The following is a 16880-nucleotide window of genomic DNA, read 5'->3' on the forward strand; positions in this document are numbered from 1 at the left end:
AATGTTGGCCGAGCGTGTCCTGCCCCTGTCGGGGATTCACAATTTCCGCGACTATGGCGGCTATGCCGTCGAAGGGAACGGCCGCCTGCGCGACAATTTCCTCTGGCGGTCGGCGCACCATGAAGCAGCGAGCGACGACGACCTGGCCGCGGTCGATGCGCTCGGCCTCCAAACGGTGATCGACCTGCGCGGCGACGACGAACGCGCGTTGCACCCGTGCCGGCGGTCGCCGAATTTCGCAGGACGCGTGCTGTTCGCCGGCGGGATCACCGCCGGCCTCGCGCCGCATTTGCAGGCGGCGGGCGGCGCGATCGATGTCGAGACGGCGCGCGAGCGGATGATCGATACCTACGCCGGGATGCCGTACCGGCCCGCGCTGGTCGCGACGCTGCGGCTCTATCTCGCGGCGCTGGCGGACACGGACGCGCCCAGCCTTGTCCACTGCGTCGCTGGCAAGGACCGCACCGGCTTTGCCGTCGCGGTCGTTCACCGGCTCCTCGGCGTCCATGAGGACGATTTGATGCACGATTATCTGCTCACCAACACCGCCGGCAAGATCGAGGAACGGATCGAACAGGGCGCGGCGCATATCCGGATGCGCTATGGCGCCGAGATCAAGGACGATGCGATCCGCGCGCTGATGTCTGTCAATCCCGCCTATCTCGACGCCGCGCTCGCGACCGTGCGCCGCGATCATGGCGACATCCCGACCTATGCCGAAACGGTCCTGAACCTGACGCCGGAAAAGCGCGAGGCGATGATCGACCGGTTGGTAATTTGAAGAGTCCGTCGCCTCCGCGAAGGCGGGGGCCACTGTCGGCGTAGCGTGTGGCCGCGAACGGCCCCCGCCTTCGCGGGGGCGACGTCTCACTATTCGCCCTTCACCAGTACCCCGCCCTTCACCACTGCATCGACGCCTTCCAGCTGGCGAACGTCGCTCAGCGGATCGCCGTCGACCGCGATGATGTCGGCGTAACGGCCCACCGCAATCGCACCGACGTCCTTTTCGCGGTCGAGCGCCTGTGCGGCGTTGCGCGTCGCGGCCTGAATCGCCTCGATCGGCGTCATTCCATATTCGACCATGACGCGGAACTGCTTGCCGACCTCGCCATGCGGCATCACGCCCGCGTCGGAGCCGAACACCATCCGCACGCCAGCCTTGTGCGCCTTGCGGAAATTGTCGCGCTGGGCCTGCGCAATCTCGCGATCCTTGCGGAGATTATCCTCGAGAACGCCGTTCTTCGCGCCTTCGGCCTGCGTATATTCGGTGTTGTAGATATCCATCGAGAACCAGACGGGGCGCTTGCGCGCGACCGCCATCCGGATGCCCTCGTCATCGACGAGGCTGGCATGCTCGATCGTGTCGATCCCGGCACCGATCGCAGCGCGAATACCGCTGGCGCCATGCGCGTGCGCGGCGACGCGGAGGCCCCATTGATGCGCTTCGTCGGCGATCGCCTTGAGCTCGGCGTCGGTCAGCTGCTGCTGCCCCGGTTCGGTGTTGCGCGAAAAGACGCCGCCGGTCGCGCACACCTTGATCACCTCGGCGCCATATTTGCGCTGGCGGCGGACCTGATAGCGCAGTTCGTCGGGCGTATCGCCGATCCCCTCTTCCTTGCCGTCCTTCTTTTCGAGGCTGGGCGGCAGGAAGGTGCTGTCACAATGCCCGCCGGTCGCGCCGAGCGCATAGCCCGCAGGCACGATTCGCGGCCCGACGGCGTAACCCGCATCGATTGCTTCCTTGAGCCCAATATCGTTGCGGTTGTCCGAGCCGACGTTGCGGACGGTCGTGAAACCCGCGTCGAGCATGTCGTGGGCATTCTTGACCGCGGTCATGCCCCAGAAGCTGTCGGTGAATTCGAGCCCGCGATAGCCGCCGATATCGGCAGGGCCGTCAAGGTGGACGTGCATGTCGATAAGCCCTGGCAGCAAGGTCTTGTCGCCAAGGTCGATATGCTTGACGTTCGAGCCCCAGCGCACGGTACGCGCGTCGGCGATCCCGGTGATACGGCCATCGGCGCCGACAAAGATTGCGGGATGCTCGACCGTCTTGCCGGCCAGCACATCGACATAGCGCGCGGCGGTGATCACCGTCTGGCCCGTGCCGTCCTGCGCCACTGCCGACGCCGAAAGGAGGGCGGCGGAACCACAAGCGATTCCCCGCAGAAAACTGACAAACTTCACCCGCGATTGCATGTCCGACCCGCCTGTTGTTGGTGCCCTCTACCTAGATGGCAAAACCGGCGGCCGTAGGACAGCGGAAAGTGATGGCCCGCTTTTGAAGGCGATCAGACGCCTTTGCGCCCAAAGCCACCGGGACGCGGGGTGAAGGGGCGCAGATCGTCGCCGATGGCGTCGGACGCGATCGGCGGCGGGGGAGCCGAATCGCGACCCCGCATATAGTTGGCAAAGGCGGCATCCGGGTCGAATCCCTGGGTCTCCACCGACGGTTCGCCCGCCGCGGCGCCGGCACCCGGTACGCGATTGGTCCCGCTGACGACGCGCAACAACTTGATGACGAGCGGCAACGCCAGCAACAGCCCGACGATCGCGAGGCCGATCACGGTGGGACCAAGGCCGATGCCGACGATCCCCTTGGCGCTGTTGCCGCCCACGCCCGCGAAATACCAGAGCATCGCGCCGATATAGACGATCGGGATGAGCGCGAAGACCCAACTGAACGCACCGCCGATCAAACGCATCGCAGCCACTCCCCTGCCGATGCGTGCCGGTTTAGGTCAGAATGCTTACGATTGTCTTAGGCCGCGCCGCGCGACCGCCCATGTGCCGAGCAGCGCGAACGCGGCGCCGAGCATCGTGCCGCCGACGATATCGCTCGCCCAATGCACGCCGAGCATGATGCGCGAAAAGCCGTTGAGGATGATCATGGCGAATGCAAGCGTCCAAGCGAGCGCTCGCCAGCGCGGCGGCGCGAGCGAGGCCAGAAGCAGATACACAGCGGCGGCGCTCGTTGCATGGCCGCTGGGATAGGAAAAGCTGGTCTGATGATCGAGGTGGTCGATCAGATCGGGTCGCGCGCGGCCGAAACCGAGCTTGAGCAGACTGGACGCGAGGTTCGACAGCAGCGAGACGCAGCCGAGCACAGCAGCACAGCGCGGGCCGCACCAGTGCCAGACGAGCCCGCAAAGCAGGATAACGATGATCCAGCGCGGCGTGCCGCCACCGATCCAGCTTACGCCCTGCACGAAGGAGATGAAGGCCGGGTCGCTTTCGTCGATGCGCAGCGAGAGCGCTTGCGAGATGCGCCCGTCGGCCGCGTCGGTCCATCCCGCGCCGACCGCAAGGCCAAGCAGGATAACCGCGAGGAGCAGCCCCGCCGCGATGATCGGCAATCGCAAATGACGGTCCAGACAATCCTCCCTGTGGCGGAGCCATGGGGAGGTGGCGGCCCCGCAGGGGCCGACTGAGGGGCCCCTCCACCACCCTGCGGGTGGTCCCCCTCCCCATCGCTGCGCGACGGGGAGGATCGAAAATATCAGATGTGCAGCGGCCGTCCGAACGCCGCGAGCACGCCCTCGTGCATCGTCTCGCTGAGCGTCGGATGCGGGAAGACGGTGCCGATGAAATCATCCTCGACCAGTTCGGCGGTCTTGCCGATCGTATAGCCCTGGATCAATTCGGTGACTTCGGCGCCGATCATGTGCGCGCCGAGCAGTTCGCCGGTCTTGGCGTCGAACACGGTCTTGGTGAAGCCTTCGGATTCGCCCAGCGCAATCGCCTTGCCGTTGCCGATGAAGGGGAAGGTGCCGGCCTTGACCTCGTAACCGAGCTCCTTCGCCTTCGCTTCGGTCAGCCCGACGCTGGCGATCTGCGGGCGGCAATAGGTGCAGCCGGGGATGTTGCGCACGTCCATCGCGTGCGGGTGGCTGCCAGCAATCGCCTCGACCGCGATCACCGATTCGTGCATCGCCTTGTGCGCGAGCCACGGCGGCGCGGTGACGTCGCCGATCGCCCAGATGCCGGGGACGTTGGTGCGGCACATCGCGTCGGTGTCGATATGGCCCTTGGTCGTCTTCACGCCGAGCGCTTCGAGGCCGATATTCTCGGTGTTGGGGACGATGCCGATGGCGACGATCGCGTGGCTGAACTCGGCGCTTTCGGTCTTGCCGTCCTTGGTCTTGATCTTCGCGGTGACGCCGGTTGCGGTGGCCTTTAGTTCCTCGACCCCGGCGCCGGTGTAGATTGTCATGCCCTGCTTCTTGAGCGCCTTTTCGAGGAAGGCCGAGACATCGGCATCCTCGACGGGGACAAGCCGGTCGAGCATTTCGACGACGGTGACTTCGGCGCCCATGTCTTTGTAGAAACTCGCAAACTCGATGCCGATCGCGCCCGACCCGATTACAAGCAGTTTCTTGGGCATTTCGGGCGGGACGAGCGCGTGGCGATAGGTCCAGATGCGCTTGCCGTCGGCAGGGGCGAACGGCAGGTCGCGCGCGCGGGCTCCGGTCGCGACGATGATGTTCTTGGCGGTGAGGGTTTCGGTGCCCTTCTCGCCCTTCACCTCCAGCTTGCCCGGCGCGGTCAGCTTGCCCTCGCCCATATGGACGGTGATCTTGTGCTTCTTCATCAGGAAGGCGACGCCCTGGCTGAGCTGCTTCGCGACCCCGCGGCTGCGCTTCACGACCGCATCGATATCGGCGCTGATCTGCTGGGCGATCAGGCCATAATCGCCCGCATGCTGCATATAATGATAGATTTCGGCCGAACGCAGCAGCGCCTTGGTCGGGATGCAGCCCCAGTTGAGGCAGATGCCACCAAGATTCTCGCGCTCGACGATCGCGGTCTTGAGGCCCAGCTGCGCCGCACGGATCGCCGCGACATAGCCGCCGGGGCCGGAGCCGAGGACGATGAGGTCGTAATTGGTGTCAGCCAAGATTTGCTCCATCTTCAATCCCCTCTCCCATTTAGGGAGAGGGAGGGGCCCATTGCGAAGCAATGGGAGGGTGAGGGTCCGAGAGCGCGGCAAGGATTGCCGTCAACACACCGGACAGATTGCCAGTCACTTCATTGTTCCACACGCGGAGTACGCGATAGCCCTTGTCGTTCAGGAAGGCGTCGCGAGCCGTATCGGTTTGCGATTCTGCATGCTGCGATCCATCGATCTCGACGATCAGGCGTTGGTCTTGGCAGACAAAATCCGCTATGAAGGGCCCGATAGGCTGTTGCTTGCGAAATTTGAAACCGCCGAGGCGGCGATCGCGCAAGGCACCCCAAAGCTTCTTTTCCTGATCGGTGAGCGCATGTCGCAGACTTTTGGCGCGTGCCAGCGTTTCTTGCGAATAGCCTGCCGTCATACCCTCACCCTCCCACGCGCTGACGCGCGCGGGCCCCTCCCTCTCCCTTGAAGGGAGAGGGGTTATTCTTCACGCCACCAGCCCCAGCGGGTTCTCCACCAGTTCCTTGAAGGTCTTCATCAGCAGCGCGCCATCTGCCCCGTCGATCGCGCGGTGGTCGAAGCTGCCCGTCGCCGACATGACGGTGGCGATCGCGAGCGCGTCGTCGACCACATAAGGCCGCTTCTCGCCCGCGCCGATCGCCATGATCATGCCCTGCGGCGGGTTGATCACCGCGGTGAACTGCTTGATCCCCATCATGCCCATGTTCGAGATCGAGGCGGTACCGCCCTGATATTCGCTGGGCTGGAGCTTGCCTTCCTTCGCCTTCGCGGCGAGTTCGGCCATTTCGGTCGAGATTTTCGACATCGACTTGCCGCCTGCGTCGGTGATGATCGGGGTGATCAGGCCGCCGGGGATGCTGACCGCGACCGAAATGTCGGCGCGCTTGTAGAAGCGCATCACGTCGCCGCCGAAGCTGACGTTGCACTGTGGCACGCGTTCGAGCGCAACCGCGAGCGCCTTGATCAACATGTCGTTGACGCTGAGCTTGACGCCGCGGCTTTCGAGGCTGGCATTGAGTTCGCCACGCAGCTTGAGCAGCGCGTCGAGGCGGATGTCGACGGTCAGATAGATGTGCGGCGATTCCTGCATCGACTGAGTCAGGCGGCGCGCGATCGTCTTGCGCATGCCGCTCAGCTTTTCGTCCTCGTGCGGGATGCCGAAATCGGGGATCGGGCCGGCGGCTGCGGGTGCTGGCGCAGCTGCGGGAGCAGCAGCAGGCGCTGCGGCTGCAGGCGCTGCTGCCGTGGCAGGAGCGGCTGCGCCAGCCGGAGCGCCCTCGAGATCGTCCTTGACGATGCGGCCGCCGGGGCCGCTGCCCTTGATCGTCGAAAGGTCGATGCCCTTCTCGGCAGCGATGCGCTTGGCGAGCGGGCTCGCCTTGATGCGGTCGCCCGATGCGGCGGGAGCCGGAGCGGCTGCGGCAGGAGCCGGCTCGGGCGCTGGCGCGGGTTCGGCCTTCGCAGCGGGTGCCGGGGCAGCAGCGGGAGCAGGTGCCGGTGCAGGCGCAGCCTTCGCGCTCGACGCATCCTCGCCCTCGCCCGCGATCACCGCGATCACGGTGCCGACCTTCACATTGTCGCTGCCTTCGGCGACCAGAATCTGTGTGATCGTGCCATCGTCGATCGCTTCGAACTCCATCGTCGCCTTGTCGGTCTCGATCTCGGCGAGGAGGTCGCCCGATTTGACCGCATCCCCCTCCTTCACCAGCCATTTGGCGAGCGTCCCTTCCTCCATCGTTGGCGAAAGGGCGGGCATTTTGAGTTCGATCGGCATCGTCGCTTTTGTCCTCGATCTTACAGGCGTGAGTACTTGCAGGCGGTGCCTGCCGCTACGGATTGTTCCTCGCCATAAGACTTGCTCGGGTCAAGGTCCAGCGGGGCAACTTGCCTTTCATACGAATGTGACGCACTCTCGCCTCACAAAAAGCATAGCGAGGGGTCGGGCGATGCGGACGTATCTGGTGGTGATCGACGACAGTCCCGAGGCCAGCCTGGCGCTGCGCTTCGCGGCGCGACGCGCGGCGCGAACGGGCGGCGGGGTCGCGGTGCTGGCGATCATCCCGCCGCAGGATTTCGTGGCGTTCGGCGGCGTCCAGGCGACGATCGAGGCCGAGGCGCGAGAACATGCCGAGCAACTCGTCGCGGCGGCGTCCGATGCGGTGATGCAGGAAGGCAATATCGTCGCGCAGACGATGATCCGCTCGGGCAAGCCTGTCGAGGTCGTGCGCGACGCGATCGGCGAGAATGACGAGGTCGCGGCGCTGGTGCTCGCGACCGCGGCGAGCGGCGCACCGGGGCCGCTGGTGGCGCACTTCACCGGACAGGATGCGGGAACCCTCCCCTGCCCAGTGATGATCGTGCCGGGCGGGATCGATATCGCCCGGCTCGATGCGCTGAGTTAGGCAGCGACCGCGCGCGTCAGCGCGGCGGCGCCCTTTGCTTCCAGAACGGCGAGATCGAGAACAACTAGCGCCTGTACTGCCACGACCGCGATGCCGAGCCAGCTCATCTGCCCGGCGAAGATCGCGAGGACAGCAAAACTCGCCGCAACCCAGCCGAGATTGCCGATCGCGATCAGGTTCGCGAGTCCCTTGCTCGGCGCCTTCTGGCTGGCGACGAACAGCATCAGCGCCGCCGACGGCAGCCCGATCCAGCCCGCGACGGTCACAACGCCCGAGGGGAGGCCGAGCAGCGCGGCGACCGTCGCGGTGGCGAACACGCACAGCAGGAACAGCGCCCCGCACGTGATCGCGTCGATGATGAGAGTGTTCTTGAGATTGAAATAGGACATGGCGGTTCTCCTTTCGACCCCGACCAAATGAACCCCGAATTGAATGGCGTCGATTACGCGGGAGGTAATGGAAATCGGAACGGCGCCCGGCTAGGCCGGGCTGCGAAGGAGAAGGCCATGCAAGTCGCACCCCTCGGCGAGCAGCTTCGCGAATGGCGCACCCGCCGCCGGATGAGCCAGATGGACCTGGCGCTCGATACCGAAATATCGACCCGGCATCTGAGCTTCATCGAGACCGGGCGGTCGAAACCGAGCGCCGCGATGCTGCAGCGGATCGCCGACTGCCTTGAGGTGCCGCACCGCGCGCGCAATGCGCTGCTGCTCGCGGCGGGATATGCGCCCGATTTCCAGGAGCGCCCGCTCGACAGCCCCGAAATGGCCGGGATGAGGGCGATCGTCGAGCATGTACTGAAAGGGCACGAGCCCTATCCCGCACTCGCGGTCGATCGACACTGGAACATGATCGCAGCGAACGACGCGATCGCAATCCTGATCGAGCAGGTTTCGCCCGCGCTTCTGGCGCCGCCGGTCAATGTGCTGCGCATCGCGCTGCATCCCGAGGGACTGGCGCCGCAGATCGTGAACTACGGCATGTGGCGCGCGCATATCCTGCACCGGCTCGACCTGCAGATCGAGGCGAGCGCCGATCCGCTGCTTGCGGCGCTGCGCGAGGAAATTGCGGGTTACGCGATCGAAGCGAACGACAATGAAGTCGGCGCGGTCAACAGCATCGCGGTACCGCTGGTGCTCGATACGGTCGCCGGGCGGATCAGCTTCGTGTCGACGGTGACGATCTTCGGGACGCCGGTGGATATCACATTGTCCGAGCTGGCGATCGAGGCGTTCTTTCCCGCGGATGCGGAGAGTGCGGCTTTGCTCGGCCGATTGGCGGCCAAATAGCTCAATCTCGTCATTCCCGCGAAGGCGGGAATCCAGCTGGACCCCCGCCTTCGCGGGGGTGACGAAACTGGAGTCAGCGGCGTTTACTTTGATGCCGAATATTGCCCGGCCGCCCGCGCTTGCCGACCATATGCTTGCCGGCCCCGTCTTTCTTGGGGCCCTTACCCTTCAGTCCGTCGCGGCGTGGTGGGCGATTGCGGAAGCCGCCTTCGGGCGCATCGGGAAGCTCGAAGCGCAGCGCGCCGCTGATCGAATTGGCCTCCATCAGTCGCAGCTCAAGCCGCTGGCCCACCGAATAGCTCACCCGCCCATGCTCGCTGTCGAGCGTCCGCGCCGCCTCGTCGTAGAAAAAACGCTCGCTGCCCAGGGTCGACACCGGCACCAGCCCGTCGCCGCCAAGCCCGTCGACCGTCGCGAAGAAGCCGAAGGGCTGCACCCCGGTGATCCGCGCCGGCACGATTTCGCCCGTCTTCGTCGCCAGATAGGCCGCGACATAGCGGTCGATCGTCTCGCGCTCGGCCTCCATCGCGCGGCGTTCGAGCGCGCTGATCGCCTCGCCGATCCGCGACAAGCCCTTGCGGTCGGCGTCGCCGAGTCCGGTTCGTTCGGGAAGGCCCTTGGGCTTGCCGGGCACTTCGAGGCGGTAGCTGTCGACGAGCGCGCGGTGGACGATCAGGTCGGCATAGCGGCGGATCGGTGAGGTGAAATGCGCGTAGGAACCAAGCGCGAGACCGAAGTGCCCCGAATTGGCCGGACCATAATAGGCCTGCGTCTGGCTGCGCAAGATCGCTTCCATCAGCTGCGACAAGCGGTCGTCGCCCGAGAAGCCGTCGATCAGACGGTTGAACACCGCGGGCGTGATCACTTGCCCGAGCGCAAAGCTCCGCTCGAAAGTTTCGAGATAGTCTTTCAGGCTGACGAGCTTCTCGCGGCTCGGCGGTTCGTGGATGCGGTACATCACCGGCGACTTCTTCGCCTCGAGCGCCTTTGCCGCCGCGACGTTCGCCGCGATCATATAATCCTCGATCAGCCGCATCGAATCGAGCCGCTCGCGCACCTTGATTTCGGCGATATTGCCTTGTTCGTCGAGCCGCACCTGCCGCTCGGGCAGATCGAGGTCGAGCGGCGCGCGAGCAGCGCGCGCCTTGGCGAGCAGAGTCCAGCAACCCCAAAGATTTTTGAGCGTCGGAAGCACATCGGCATCCCAGCTCGCGTCGGGCAAATCGGCGTCATAGGCCGCTTGCGCGCGTTCATAGGCGATGTTCGCGCGAAGCCGCACCAGCGCGCGAGTGAAACGCCATGACGTCACTTTGCCATGCTTGTCGATGGTCAGATGGCACGCCATCGCCGCGCGGTCCTCGCCCGCCTTCAGCGAGCAGACACCTGCCGAAAGCGTCTCCGGGAGCATCGGCACGACCTGATCGGGGAAATAGACGCTGTTGCCGCGCCGCCGTGCCTCCCGGTCGAGCGCACCATCGGCACGAACATAATAACTGACGTCGGCAATCGCGACGATCGCCTTCCACCCGCCCTTGTTCTTCTCATCCTCGTCGGGGACAGCCCAGACGGCATCGTCATGGTCGCGCGCGTCGATCGGGTCGATCGCAACGATCGGCAGGTCGCGCAGATCCTCGCGACCGCCGGGAGTCAGCGGCAGCTTCGCGGCGCGCTCGGCTTCCTCCAATGTCTCTTCGTGAAAGACATGCGGAATCTCGTGCCTCGCGATGGCGATCATGCTCAACGAGCGCGGCGCAAAGGGGTCACCGATCACGTCGATCACGCGCGCCTTTGTCGCCGGCCCGCGCCCGGACAGTTCCGCGCGAACAAGATCGCCGATTTGCGCATCGCCCATGTCCGAGACGACAAAATCAAAACGCGCGCGTTTGTCGGCGGGGCGCAGCCAGGTCATCGGCTTGCCGCCGGGGCCGGTGTCGGTGACGAGCACGCCGATAATCGTCTCGCCACCCGCCTGCAGCTTCTTCATCGGGTGCGCTACATGGCCGCTGCCCCGCTCCTCCGTCCGCGACAGGATGCGGTCGCCGATACCGAGCGCGCCCTTGCGGCCCTTCTCCATCACGCGAAGCCGCGGCGCGGGACCGCTACCTTCCCAGCGATCGGGCACGGCCCATATCGTGTCGCCCTCGACCGCCGCAACGCGCAGCACGGTGACCTTCGGCAGCCCGCCATGCTTATGGAAAGCCCGCCCCGGCGCCATGTCGACGAGCCCCTCGTCGGTCATGTCCTTGAGCAGCGCCTTCAGCGCGATCTTGTCGGCGCCGTGGAGCCCGAAATGCTTGGCGATCTCGCGCTTGCCGACCGCGCCCGGGCTGTCCTCGATGAAGCGCAGGATCTGCTCGCTCGTCGGCAGCCCGGCGGGTTGCGGCCGTTTCGGTGCTTTGGCCAATTAATAGGTCCGCCCGATGAGCACGCGTTCGACCGCGGGTTCGCCGGTGAAGAAACAGGCGCCGTCGGCGGGCGCGGCGTCGAGCGGCGTGTTGCGCATCGTCAGCTTGAGTGCCTTGAGCTGCTCGACGATCTTGTCCAGCGCGGCGCCGGTCGGACGCGACCATTGCACTTCGACCCAGCCGACGAACTTGTCGTCGCCGGCGAAATGCACCGCGAGGTCGGTGACGTCGCGGCGAATGTTCGAATGCAGCCGCTCCTTCGCCTCGGCATGGAGGTTCGCCTGAATGTCGGTCAACGTCGCGACGGCACTCGCCACGAAATCGCCCTTCGGGACGAACGCCGTGTCGAGCTTGCCGCTCTCCTGATAGAGGCGGTCGCGGCGGATCACCGCGACATTGCCGCCCGCAACGTCGCGCGGGCCGACTTCGACGATGATCGGCGCCCCCTTCTTGACCCAGCCCCAACGCTTGGTCTGCGCCTTGGCCCCGGTGGTATCGAGCAGCACGCGCACCGCCTCGCGGAAGGCGTCGAGCGCCTTCAACTGGCTTTCGAGGTCGCGGCAATAGTCGAGGATCGCGGCGTCTTCGTCATTGTCGCGCAGCATCGGGACGATGACGATCTGATGCGGCGCGATGCGCGGCGGACAGCGCAGGCCATCGTCGTCGCCGTGCGTCATGATGACGCCGCCGATCATGCGCGTCGAGGTGCCCCAGCTCGTCGTGTGGCAGAGGCTATGGCCGCCGTCCTTGTCCTGATAGCGGATGCCCGCAGCCTCGGCGAAGCCGGTGCCGAGATAGTGCGACGTGCCGGCCTGCAACGCCTTCCCGTCCTGCATCATCGCCTCGATCGAATAGGTCGCGACCGCGCCGGGGAAACGCTCGTTCTCCGGCTTCTCGCCGGCGATCACCGGCATCGCGAGGACATCCTCGGCAAAGCTGCGATACATTTCGAGCGCGCGCAGCGTCTCGGCCATCGCGTCGTCGCGGTCGGCGTGCGCGGTATGGCCTTCCTGCCACAGGAATTCGCTGGTGCGCAGGAACATGCGCGTGCGCATTTCCCAGCGGACGACGTTGGCCCACTGGTTGACCTTGAGCGGCAGGTCGCGCCAGCTCTGAACCCAGCGGCTCATCGCATTGCCGATCACGGTCTCCGACGTCGGGCGGACGATCAGCGGCTCCTCGAGCTTCGCTTCGGGATCGGGAATCAGCTTGCCCTTCGCGTCCTGGATCAGCCGATGGTGCGTGACGACCGCCATTTCCTTCGCAAAGCCGTCGACATGATCGGCTTCCTTTTCGAAGAAGGAGAGCGGGATGAAAAGCGGGAAATAACAGTTCTGGACGCCGGCATCCTTGATCGCCGCATCCATGACCTTCTGGATGCGTTCCCAGATGCCGTATCCCCACGGCTTGATCACCATGCAGCCGCGCACACCTGATTCCTCGGCAAGGTCGGCTTCGGCAATGACGTCCTGATACCAGGCCGCGAAGTCGGCCTGACGGGTTACGCTGAGCGCATGCTTGATCATCTGTCCTGTTTTCTAATCTGGGAGCGGGAGAGCGCTCCGGTTATTTCTTGCCGGCAAGCTCGGCCTTGAGGTCGGCGATTTCGGCCTTGAGCGCGGCGATTTCGGCATCTTTCGATTTGCTGCCCGCAGCGCCTGGCATGAAGGCGCCCGCCGCCTGCTGGAACATCTCGAGATTCCGACGGGTCAACTCCGCCAATGGATTCGCCCCGAGCGCGCCTTCGAAGGCGGCGCGGACATCTTGCTGGTTCTTGCGGAACGACGCCATCGAGGCTTCGAGATACTGCGGCACCACCGACTGCATCTTGTCGCCATAGAGGCCGATCAAATGGCGGAGGAAATTGACGGGCAGCAAAGTCTCGCCCTTGGTCTCGGTATCCATGATGATCTGCGTCAGGACATTATGGGTGATATCCTCGCCGCTCTTGGCATCGACCACGCGGAAGTCGCGCCCGTCGCGGACCATGGCGCCAAGATCGTCCAGCGTGATGTAGCAACTGCGTTCGGTGTCATAGAGGCGCCGGTTCGCATATTTTTTGATGGTAACGACGCCGTCATCCCCGGTCGTCTTCGATTTTGTCATGCTGACCCAGGCTCCTGTACCCCATGGCCGGGTTCCCCCGGCCGTACTCCCGCTTTTCGGTGCGGCCATGGCAATAGCATCAAATCATGATGCGCCGCAACATGCGTGCCCGGGACCGAATCGGTGGCCGCGGATGCCGTCAGCGTAAACGCCCCTCGGGACGGGCAATACACAGCCTGCAAGCATTTTTCAGCGGCCGCGCGCTCCGCTTAGGGCGGGTCGGTCAAACCGCCTCCCGCAATTTCGTTACAACAGATACCAATTTGAGGAACTTTTTTGATGCGATTTCGCCCCTGGCCGTCAAAACATATCGCAACTGCGAAATGTCCTTTTCCCGCGGACGCGTCGCCCGGTGTTGCCAAAATGACACAACGCGGGCGCTCACGTTGCATATCTGTGAAAATTCATCCCGCGGGACTTGTGTCGCCGCAATTTTCCGTCTTTCTAGACGGCAGGCCGTTCTCTTTTCAGTCTCTCAGAACGGTAAACGGGGAAACATACCATGAAAAAGACTAGCTTGCTGGTCAGGGGCTCTGCCCTGACTCTTGCATTGTTCAGCGCCATGCCGGCGTTCGCGCAGGGCGCGACCGATTGCGTCGATGCCGACAGCAACGGCGTTTGCGATTCCGAGGAATCGGGCGCGATCGTTGTCACTGGCTCGCGCATCCGCCAGCCGAACCTTGAATCGGCTAACCCGATTGCGGTCGTGACCGGTGACGAGATTTTCGAAACCGGCGGCATTTCGGTCGGCGACCTTCTCAACGACCTCCCGCAGCTCCGCAGCACCTTCAGCCAGCAGAACTCGACGCGCTTCCTCGGAACGCGCGGTCTTAACCTGCTCGACCTTCGCGGTCTCGGCACCCAGCGCACGCTGGTCCTCGTCAACGGCCGCCGCCACGTCGGTTCGGACGTGCTGTCGAACGGCGTGTCGGTCGACACCAACACCATTCCGTCGGACCTCGTCGAGCGCATCGACATCGTGACCGGCGGCGCATCGGCCGTTTACGGTTCGGACGCCATCGCAGGTGTCGTCAACTTCGTTCTCAAGGACGACTTCGAAGGCGTCCAGGTCCGCGGCCAGGGCGGCATCTCGAAGTACAAGGATGCGGGCAACCAGTTCCTTTCGGTCACCGCAGGCCAGAACTTCGCCGAAGGGCGCGGCAACATCGCGATCAACCTCGAATATGCGCACAGCCAGGACTTCTATGCCTCGGGCCGTCCGTATCTCGACACGAACGACGCCTTCCTCGTCGTCGAAGCCGACGCTCCGGGTTCGCCGAATGGCGCGGCCGGCGGGTTCGACCGCTACTTCTTCCGCGATATCCGCTCGACGACGATCAGCCTCGGCGGCATGGTTGCGGCCTATCCGAACCCGACGACGGCTCCCTGCGGCCGCGGCGGCGGCACGGCCTTTACCTGCGCCTTCCTGTTCCAGCCCGACGGCAGCCTGATCGCGCAGACCGGCGACCGCGCAGGCCTCGGCCCGACGGGTCCGTTCATCGGCGGCAACGGCTACACGGGCCGCGAAGGTCGCCTGATCGCGCTTTCGCCGCAGCTTCAGCGCTATTCGGCTAACCTCATCGCGCATTTCGAAGTCTCGCCGGCGTTCGTTCCGTTCCTCGAGGCGAAGTATGTCCGCTCGGAAGCCCAGGGTTCGCAGAGCGGTCCCTTCTTCTCGCAGGGCGCGACGCTGGGTGATCCGGGCGGCCGCGAACGCCTCCGCCTCGACAACCCCTATTTGTCAACGCAGGCACGCCAGATCTTGACCGACACCTTCCTGGCATCGACGGTCAATCCGAATACCGGTGCGGCTTTCACAGACACTGTCGTCAACGGCGTCGTGACGGTTACTGCGGCGCAAAAGCTGGCCACTCAGCGAGCGCAGATCAGCGCAGGCACGTTCCGTTTCAGCCTGCGTCGCAACTGGACCGACTTCGGCACCCGCGACGAAGAAATCACGCGTGAAACCTATCGCGCCGTGATCGGTGCGCGCGGCGAGTTCAACGACGACTGGAACTACGAAGTCTTCGCGAACTACGGCGAGCACAAGGAAAAGAACCTCATCAAGGGCAACGTCAACATCCAGCGCTATCTGCTGGGTATCGACACCACCCGCGATGCGAACGGCAACATCGTCTGCCGCTCGAAGCTCCCGGGCAACGATCCGCTGTCGTACGTGTACGGCACGCCGCTCAGCGCCGGTGACGATCCGCGCCTGGCGGCCGACGTCGCGGCCTGCGTTCCGATCAATCCGTTCGGCGAAGGTTCGGTTTCCGAGGCGGCGCGCAACTATGTGCTCGTCGACTCGCTCGCGACCGGCAAGATCACGCAGCTCAACATCGGCGGCTATGTCGCCGGCGACACGAGCGAATTCTTCAACCTGCCGGGCGGCCCCGTGGCCTTCTCGCTGGGTGCGGAATATCGCCGTGAAACGCTGAAGTACGACCTCGACGACCTTACGCAGGAAGGTTACGCCTTCTACAACGCGATCCCGAGCTTTGACTCGCCCGCGTTCGAAGTGAAGGAAGTCTATGGCGAAATCCAGCTTCCGCTGCTGCGTGACGAAACGCTCGCCCATGAACTGACGCTGCGTGCCAATGGCCGTATTTCGGACTATAAGGGCGGCGCCGGCACCACCTACACCTATGGTGGTGAAATCATGTGGAAGCCGATCGAAGACATCGGGTTCCGCGGCACCTATGCCCGCGCGGTCCGTGCTCCGAACCTCGCCGACCTCTACTCGGCGCAGGGTCAGAACTTCGCTCCGGGCTTCGGCGACCCTTGCTCGGCGGTCAACCTGGCTACCGGTTCGGCGAACCGTCTCGCCAATTGTACGGCCGCAGGCCGTCCGGCTGGCTATGACTATCGTTACAGCTCGTCGCTCGAAATCCTGAGCGGTGGTAACGAAAACCTGAAGGCGGAGAAGTCGGACTCGTACACCGTTGGTGTGCTGCTGCAGCCGCGGTTCATCCCCGGTCTGTCGCTGTCGGCCGACTATTACACCATCACGGTCGACGACGTGATCACCGCGCCTTCGGCGCAGCAGATCGCGAACGCCTGTTACGACCTGCCGGACATCAACAACAACCCGTTCTGCTCGCTCTTCCAGCGTGCCGGTGCGGGTGGCGGTCCCCGTGGTGAAATTCCGTTCCAGATTCTCGAGGGCTCGCTGATTCAGATCAGCCAGAACTATGCGAAGCTGAAGGCACGCGGTATCGATGCGCAGATCGACTATCGCTACACCGACGGCGACTGGACGTTCACCTTCGGCGGTCTCTACACGCGCGTCCTGCAGCGTGACGAGTTCCTGAACCCGGCGGACCCGACGTTCAAGAACCGCATTCTCGGCGAGCTCGGCGACCCGAAGAACCAGGTCAACGTCAACCTGAGCGCCAAGTACAAGAATGTCACCTTCGGCTACCAGTTCCGTTGGATCGACAAGATGTACCTGAACACCTACGAGGACTTTAACGAGCTCAACGGCCTTCCGCCGCAGAACCTCGATTATGCCCCGGTTCAGAAATATCCGTCGGTGGCCTATGTCGACATCCGCGCTGCGGTTGATGTCTCGGAAGGCTTCAACTTCTACGCCGGTATCGACAACGTGTTCAACCGCAAGCCGCCGTTCGGTCTAACCGGCGTCGGCGCGGGCTCGGGCATTTACGACAACCGCGGCCAGTATTTCTACGCTGGTATCGTGGCCAAGTTCTGATCGAACTTGACGTCGAAAAAGGGGAGGGTCGGACGCTTGTCCGGCCCT

At 64.4% G+C, this 16880-nt stretch carries 14 protein-coding genes; 4 read left to right on the forward strand and 10 right to left on the reverse strand.

What is annotated here, in order from left to right:
* The first annotated feature begins 1 nt into the window (after position 1).
* Positions 2-781, forward strand: coding sequence for a tyrosine-protein phosphatase (locus QOL79_RS09560; protein ID WP_058456472.1), 780 nt, complete (start codon positions 2-4; stop codon positions 779-781).
* A gap of 89 nt (positions 782-870) precedes the next feature.
* On the opposite strand, the gene QOL79_RS09565 is transcribed toward QOL79_RS09560, so the two are convergent.
* The 6 genes from QOL79_RS09565 to QOL79_RS09590 form a co-directional block, all read right to left on the reverse strand.
* The gene (locus QOL79_RS09565) at positions 871-2196 is read right to left on the reverse strand and encodes a Xaa-Pro dipeptidase (protein ID WP_283419444.1); all 1326 of its coding nucleotides are present in this window, start codon (positions 2194-2196) and stop codon (positions 871-873) included.
* Positions 2197-2288: 92 nt separating this feature from the next.
* Positions 2289-2702 carry a hypothetical protein gene (locus tag QOL79_RS09570; protein ID WP_283419445.1) on the reverse strand — a complete coding sequence of 138 codons (414 nt, stop codon included), beginning with the start codon at positions 2700-2702 and terminating at the stop codon, positions 2289-2291.
* 45 nt (positions 2703-2747) lie between these two features.
* On the reverse strand, positions 2748-3359 hold the full coding sequence (locus tag QOL79_RS09575; RefSeq protein ID WP_283419446.1) for a phosphatase PAP2 family protein: 612 nt from the start codon (positions 3357-3359) through the stop codon (positions 2748-2750).
* A gap of 137 nt (positions 3360-3496) precedes the next feature.
* Entirely contained in the window at positions 3497-4894 is a 1398-nt protein-coding gene (gene lpdA, locus QOL79_RS09580; protein WP_283419447.1) for a dihydrolipoyl dehydrogenase, read from the reverse strand.
* Between the two features lie 31 nt (positions 4895-4925).
* Positions 4926-5315, reverse strand: a complete 390-nt coding sequence (locus QOL79_RS09585; RefSeq protein WP_058456468.1) for an endonuclease domain-containing protein — start codon at positions 5313-5315, stop codon at positions 4926-4928.
* A 69-nt stretch (positions 5316-5384) separates the two neighbouring features.
* On the reverse strand, positions 5385-6692 hold the full coding sequence (locus tag QOL79_RS09590; protein ID WP_283419448.1) for a pyruvate dehydrogenase complex dihydrolipoamide acetyltransferase: 1308 nt from the start codon (positions 6690-6692) through the stop codon (positions 5385-5387).
* A gap of 172 nt (positions 6693-6864) precedes the next feature.
* On the opposite strand from QOL79_RS09590, the gene QOL79_RS09595 reads away from it, so the two are divergent.
* Positions 6865-7320 carry a universal stress protein gene (locus QOL79_RS09595; protein WP_058456466.1) on the forward strand — a complete coding sequence of 152 codons (456 nt, stop codon included), beginning with the start codon at positions 6865-6867 and terminating at the stop codon, positions 7318-7320.
* Here QOL79_RS09595 and QOL79_RS09600 read toward each other — a convergent pair.
* A complete protein-coding gene (locus QOL79_RS09600; RefSeq protein WP_283419449.1) occupies positions 7317-7709 on the reverse strand; it encodes a hypothetical protein in 393 nt (130 codons plus the stop codon). The genes QOL79_RS09595 and QOL79_RS09600 overlap by 4 nt on opposite strands.
* A 117-nt stretch (positions 7710-7826) precedes the next feature.
* Between QOL79_RS09600 and QOL79_RS09605 the strand changes: the two genes are divergently transcribed.
* The gene (locus QOL79_RS09605) at positions 7827-8609 is read left to right on the forward strand and encodes a helix-turn-helix domain-containing protein (protein ID WP_283419450.1); all 783 of its coding nucleotides are present in this window, start codon (positions 7827-7829) and stop codon (positions 8607-8609) included.
* 73 nt (positions 8610-8682) lie between these two features.
* Here the strand turns inward: QOL79_RS09605 and QOL79_RS09610 are convergent, their stop codons facing one another.
* Genes QOL79_RS09610 through phaR form a run of 3 tightly spaced genes read right to left on the reverse strand, consistent with a single transcriptional unit; the run spans position 8683 to position 13120 of the window.
* On the reverse strand, positions 8683-11013 hold the full coding sequence (locus QOL79_RS09610; protein ID WP_283419451.1) for a ribonuclease R family protein: 2331 nt from the start codon (positions 11011-11013) through the stop codon (positions 8683-8685).
* Positions 11014-12540, reverse strand: coding sequence for a proline--tRNA ligase (proS, locus tag QOL79_RS09615; protein WP_283419452.1), 1527 nt, complete (start codon positions 12538-12540; stop codon positions 11014-11016).
* A gap of 40 nt (positions 12541-12580) precedes the next feature.
* The gene (phaR, locus tag QOL79_RS09620; protein WP_058456461.1) at positions 12581-13120 is read right to left on the reverse strand and encodes a polyhydroxyalkanoate synthesis repressor PhaR; all 540 of its coding nucleotides are present in this window, start codon (positions 13118-13120) and stop codon (positions 12581-12583) included.
* A 502-nt stretch (positions 13121-13622) separates the two neighbouring features.
* On the opposite strand from phaR, the gene QOL79_RS09625 reads away from it, so the two are divergent.
* Complete coding sequence (locus tag QOL79_RS09625; protein WP_082657887.1) at positions 13623-16832, forward strand: TonB-dependent receptor domain-containing protein; 3210 nt, start codon at positions 13623-13625, stop codon at positions 16830-16832.
* The last annotated feature ends 48 nt before the right edge of the window (positions 16833-16880 follow it).

Source organism: Sphingopyxis sp. Geo48 (assembly GCF_949769155.1).
Taxonomy (GTDB): domain Bacteria; phylum Pseudomonadota; class Alphaproteobacteria; order Sphingomonadales; family Sphingomonadaceae; genus Sphingopyxis.

What these genes read in the sequence shown, in the direction of transcription:
- QOL79_RS09560 (WP_058456472.1), top strand. Translation starts at nt 2, where the DNA reads ATGTTGGCCGAGCGTGTCCTGCCCCTGTCGGGGATTCACAATTTCCGC.
- QOL79_RS09565 (WP_283419444.1), bottom strand. Translation starts at nt 2,196, where the DNA reads ATGCAATCGCGGGTGAAGTTTGTCAGTTTTCTGCGGGGAATCGCTTGT.
- QOL79_RS09570 (WP_283419445.1), bottom strand. Translation starts at nt 2,702, where the DNA reads ATGCGTTTGATCGGCGGTGCGTTCAGTTGGGTCTTCGCGCTCATCCCG.
- QOL79_RS09585 (WP_058456468.1), bottom strand. Translation starts at nt 5,315, where the DNA reads ATGACGGCAGGCTATTCGCAAGAAACGCTGGCACGCGCCAAAAGTCTG.
- QOL79_RS09590 (WP_283419448.1), bottom strand. Translation starts at nt 6,692, where the DNA reads ATGCCGATCGAACTCAAAATGCCCGCCCTTTCGCCAACGATGGAGGAA.
- QOL79_RS09595 (WP_058456466.1), top strand. Translation starts at nt 6,865, where the DNA reads ATGCGGACGTATCTGGTGGTGATCGACGACAGTCCCGAGGCCAGCCTG.
- QOL79_RS09600 (WP_283419449.1), bottom strand. Translation starts at nt 7,709, where the DNA reads ATGTCCTATTTCAATCTCAAGAACACTCTCATCATCGACGCGATCACG.
- QOL79_RS09605 (WP_283419450.1), top strand. Translation starts at nt 7,827, where the DNA reads ATGCAAGTCGCACCCCTCGGCGAGCAGCTTCGCGAATGGCGCACCCGC.
- proS (WP_283419452.1), bottom strand. Translation starts at nt 12,540, where the DNA reads ATGATCAAGCATGCGCTCAGCGTAACCCGTCAGGCCGACTTCGCGGCC.
- phaR (WP_058456461.1), bottom strand. Translation starts at nt 13,120, where the DNA reads ATGACAAAATCGAAGACGACCGGGGATGACGGCGTCGTTACCATCAAA.
- QOL79_RS09625 (WP_082657887.1), top strand. Translation starts at nt 13,623, where the DNA reads ATGAAAAAGACTAGCTTGCTGGTCAGGGGCTCTGCCCTGACTCTTGCA.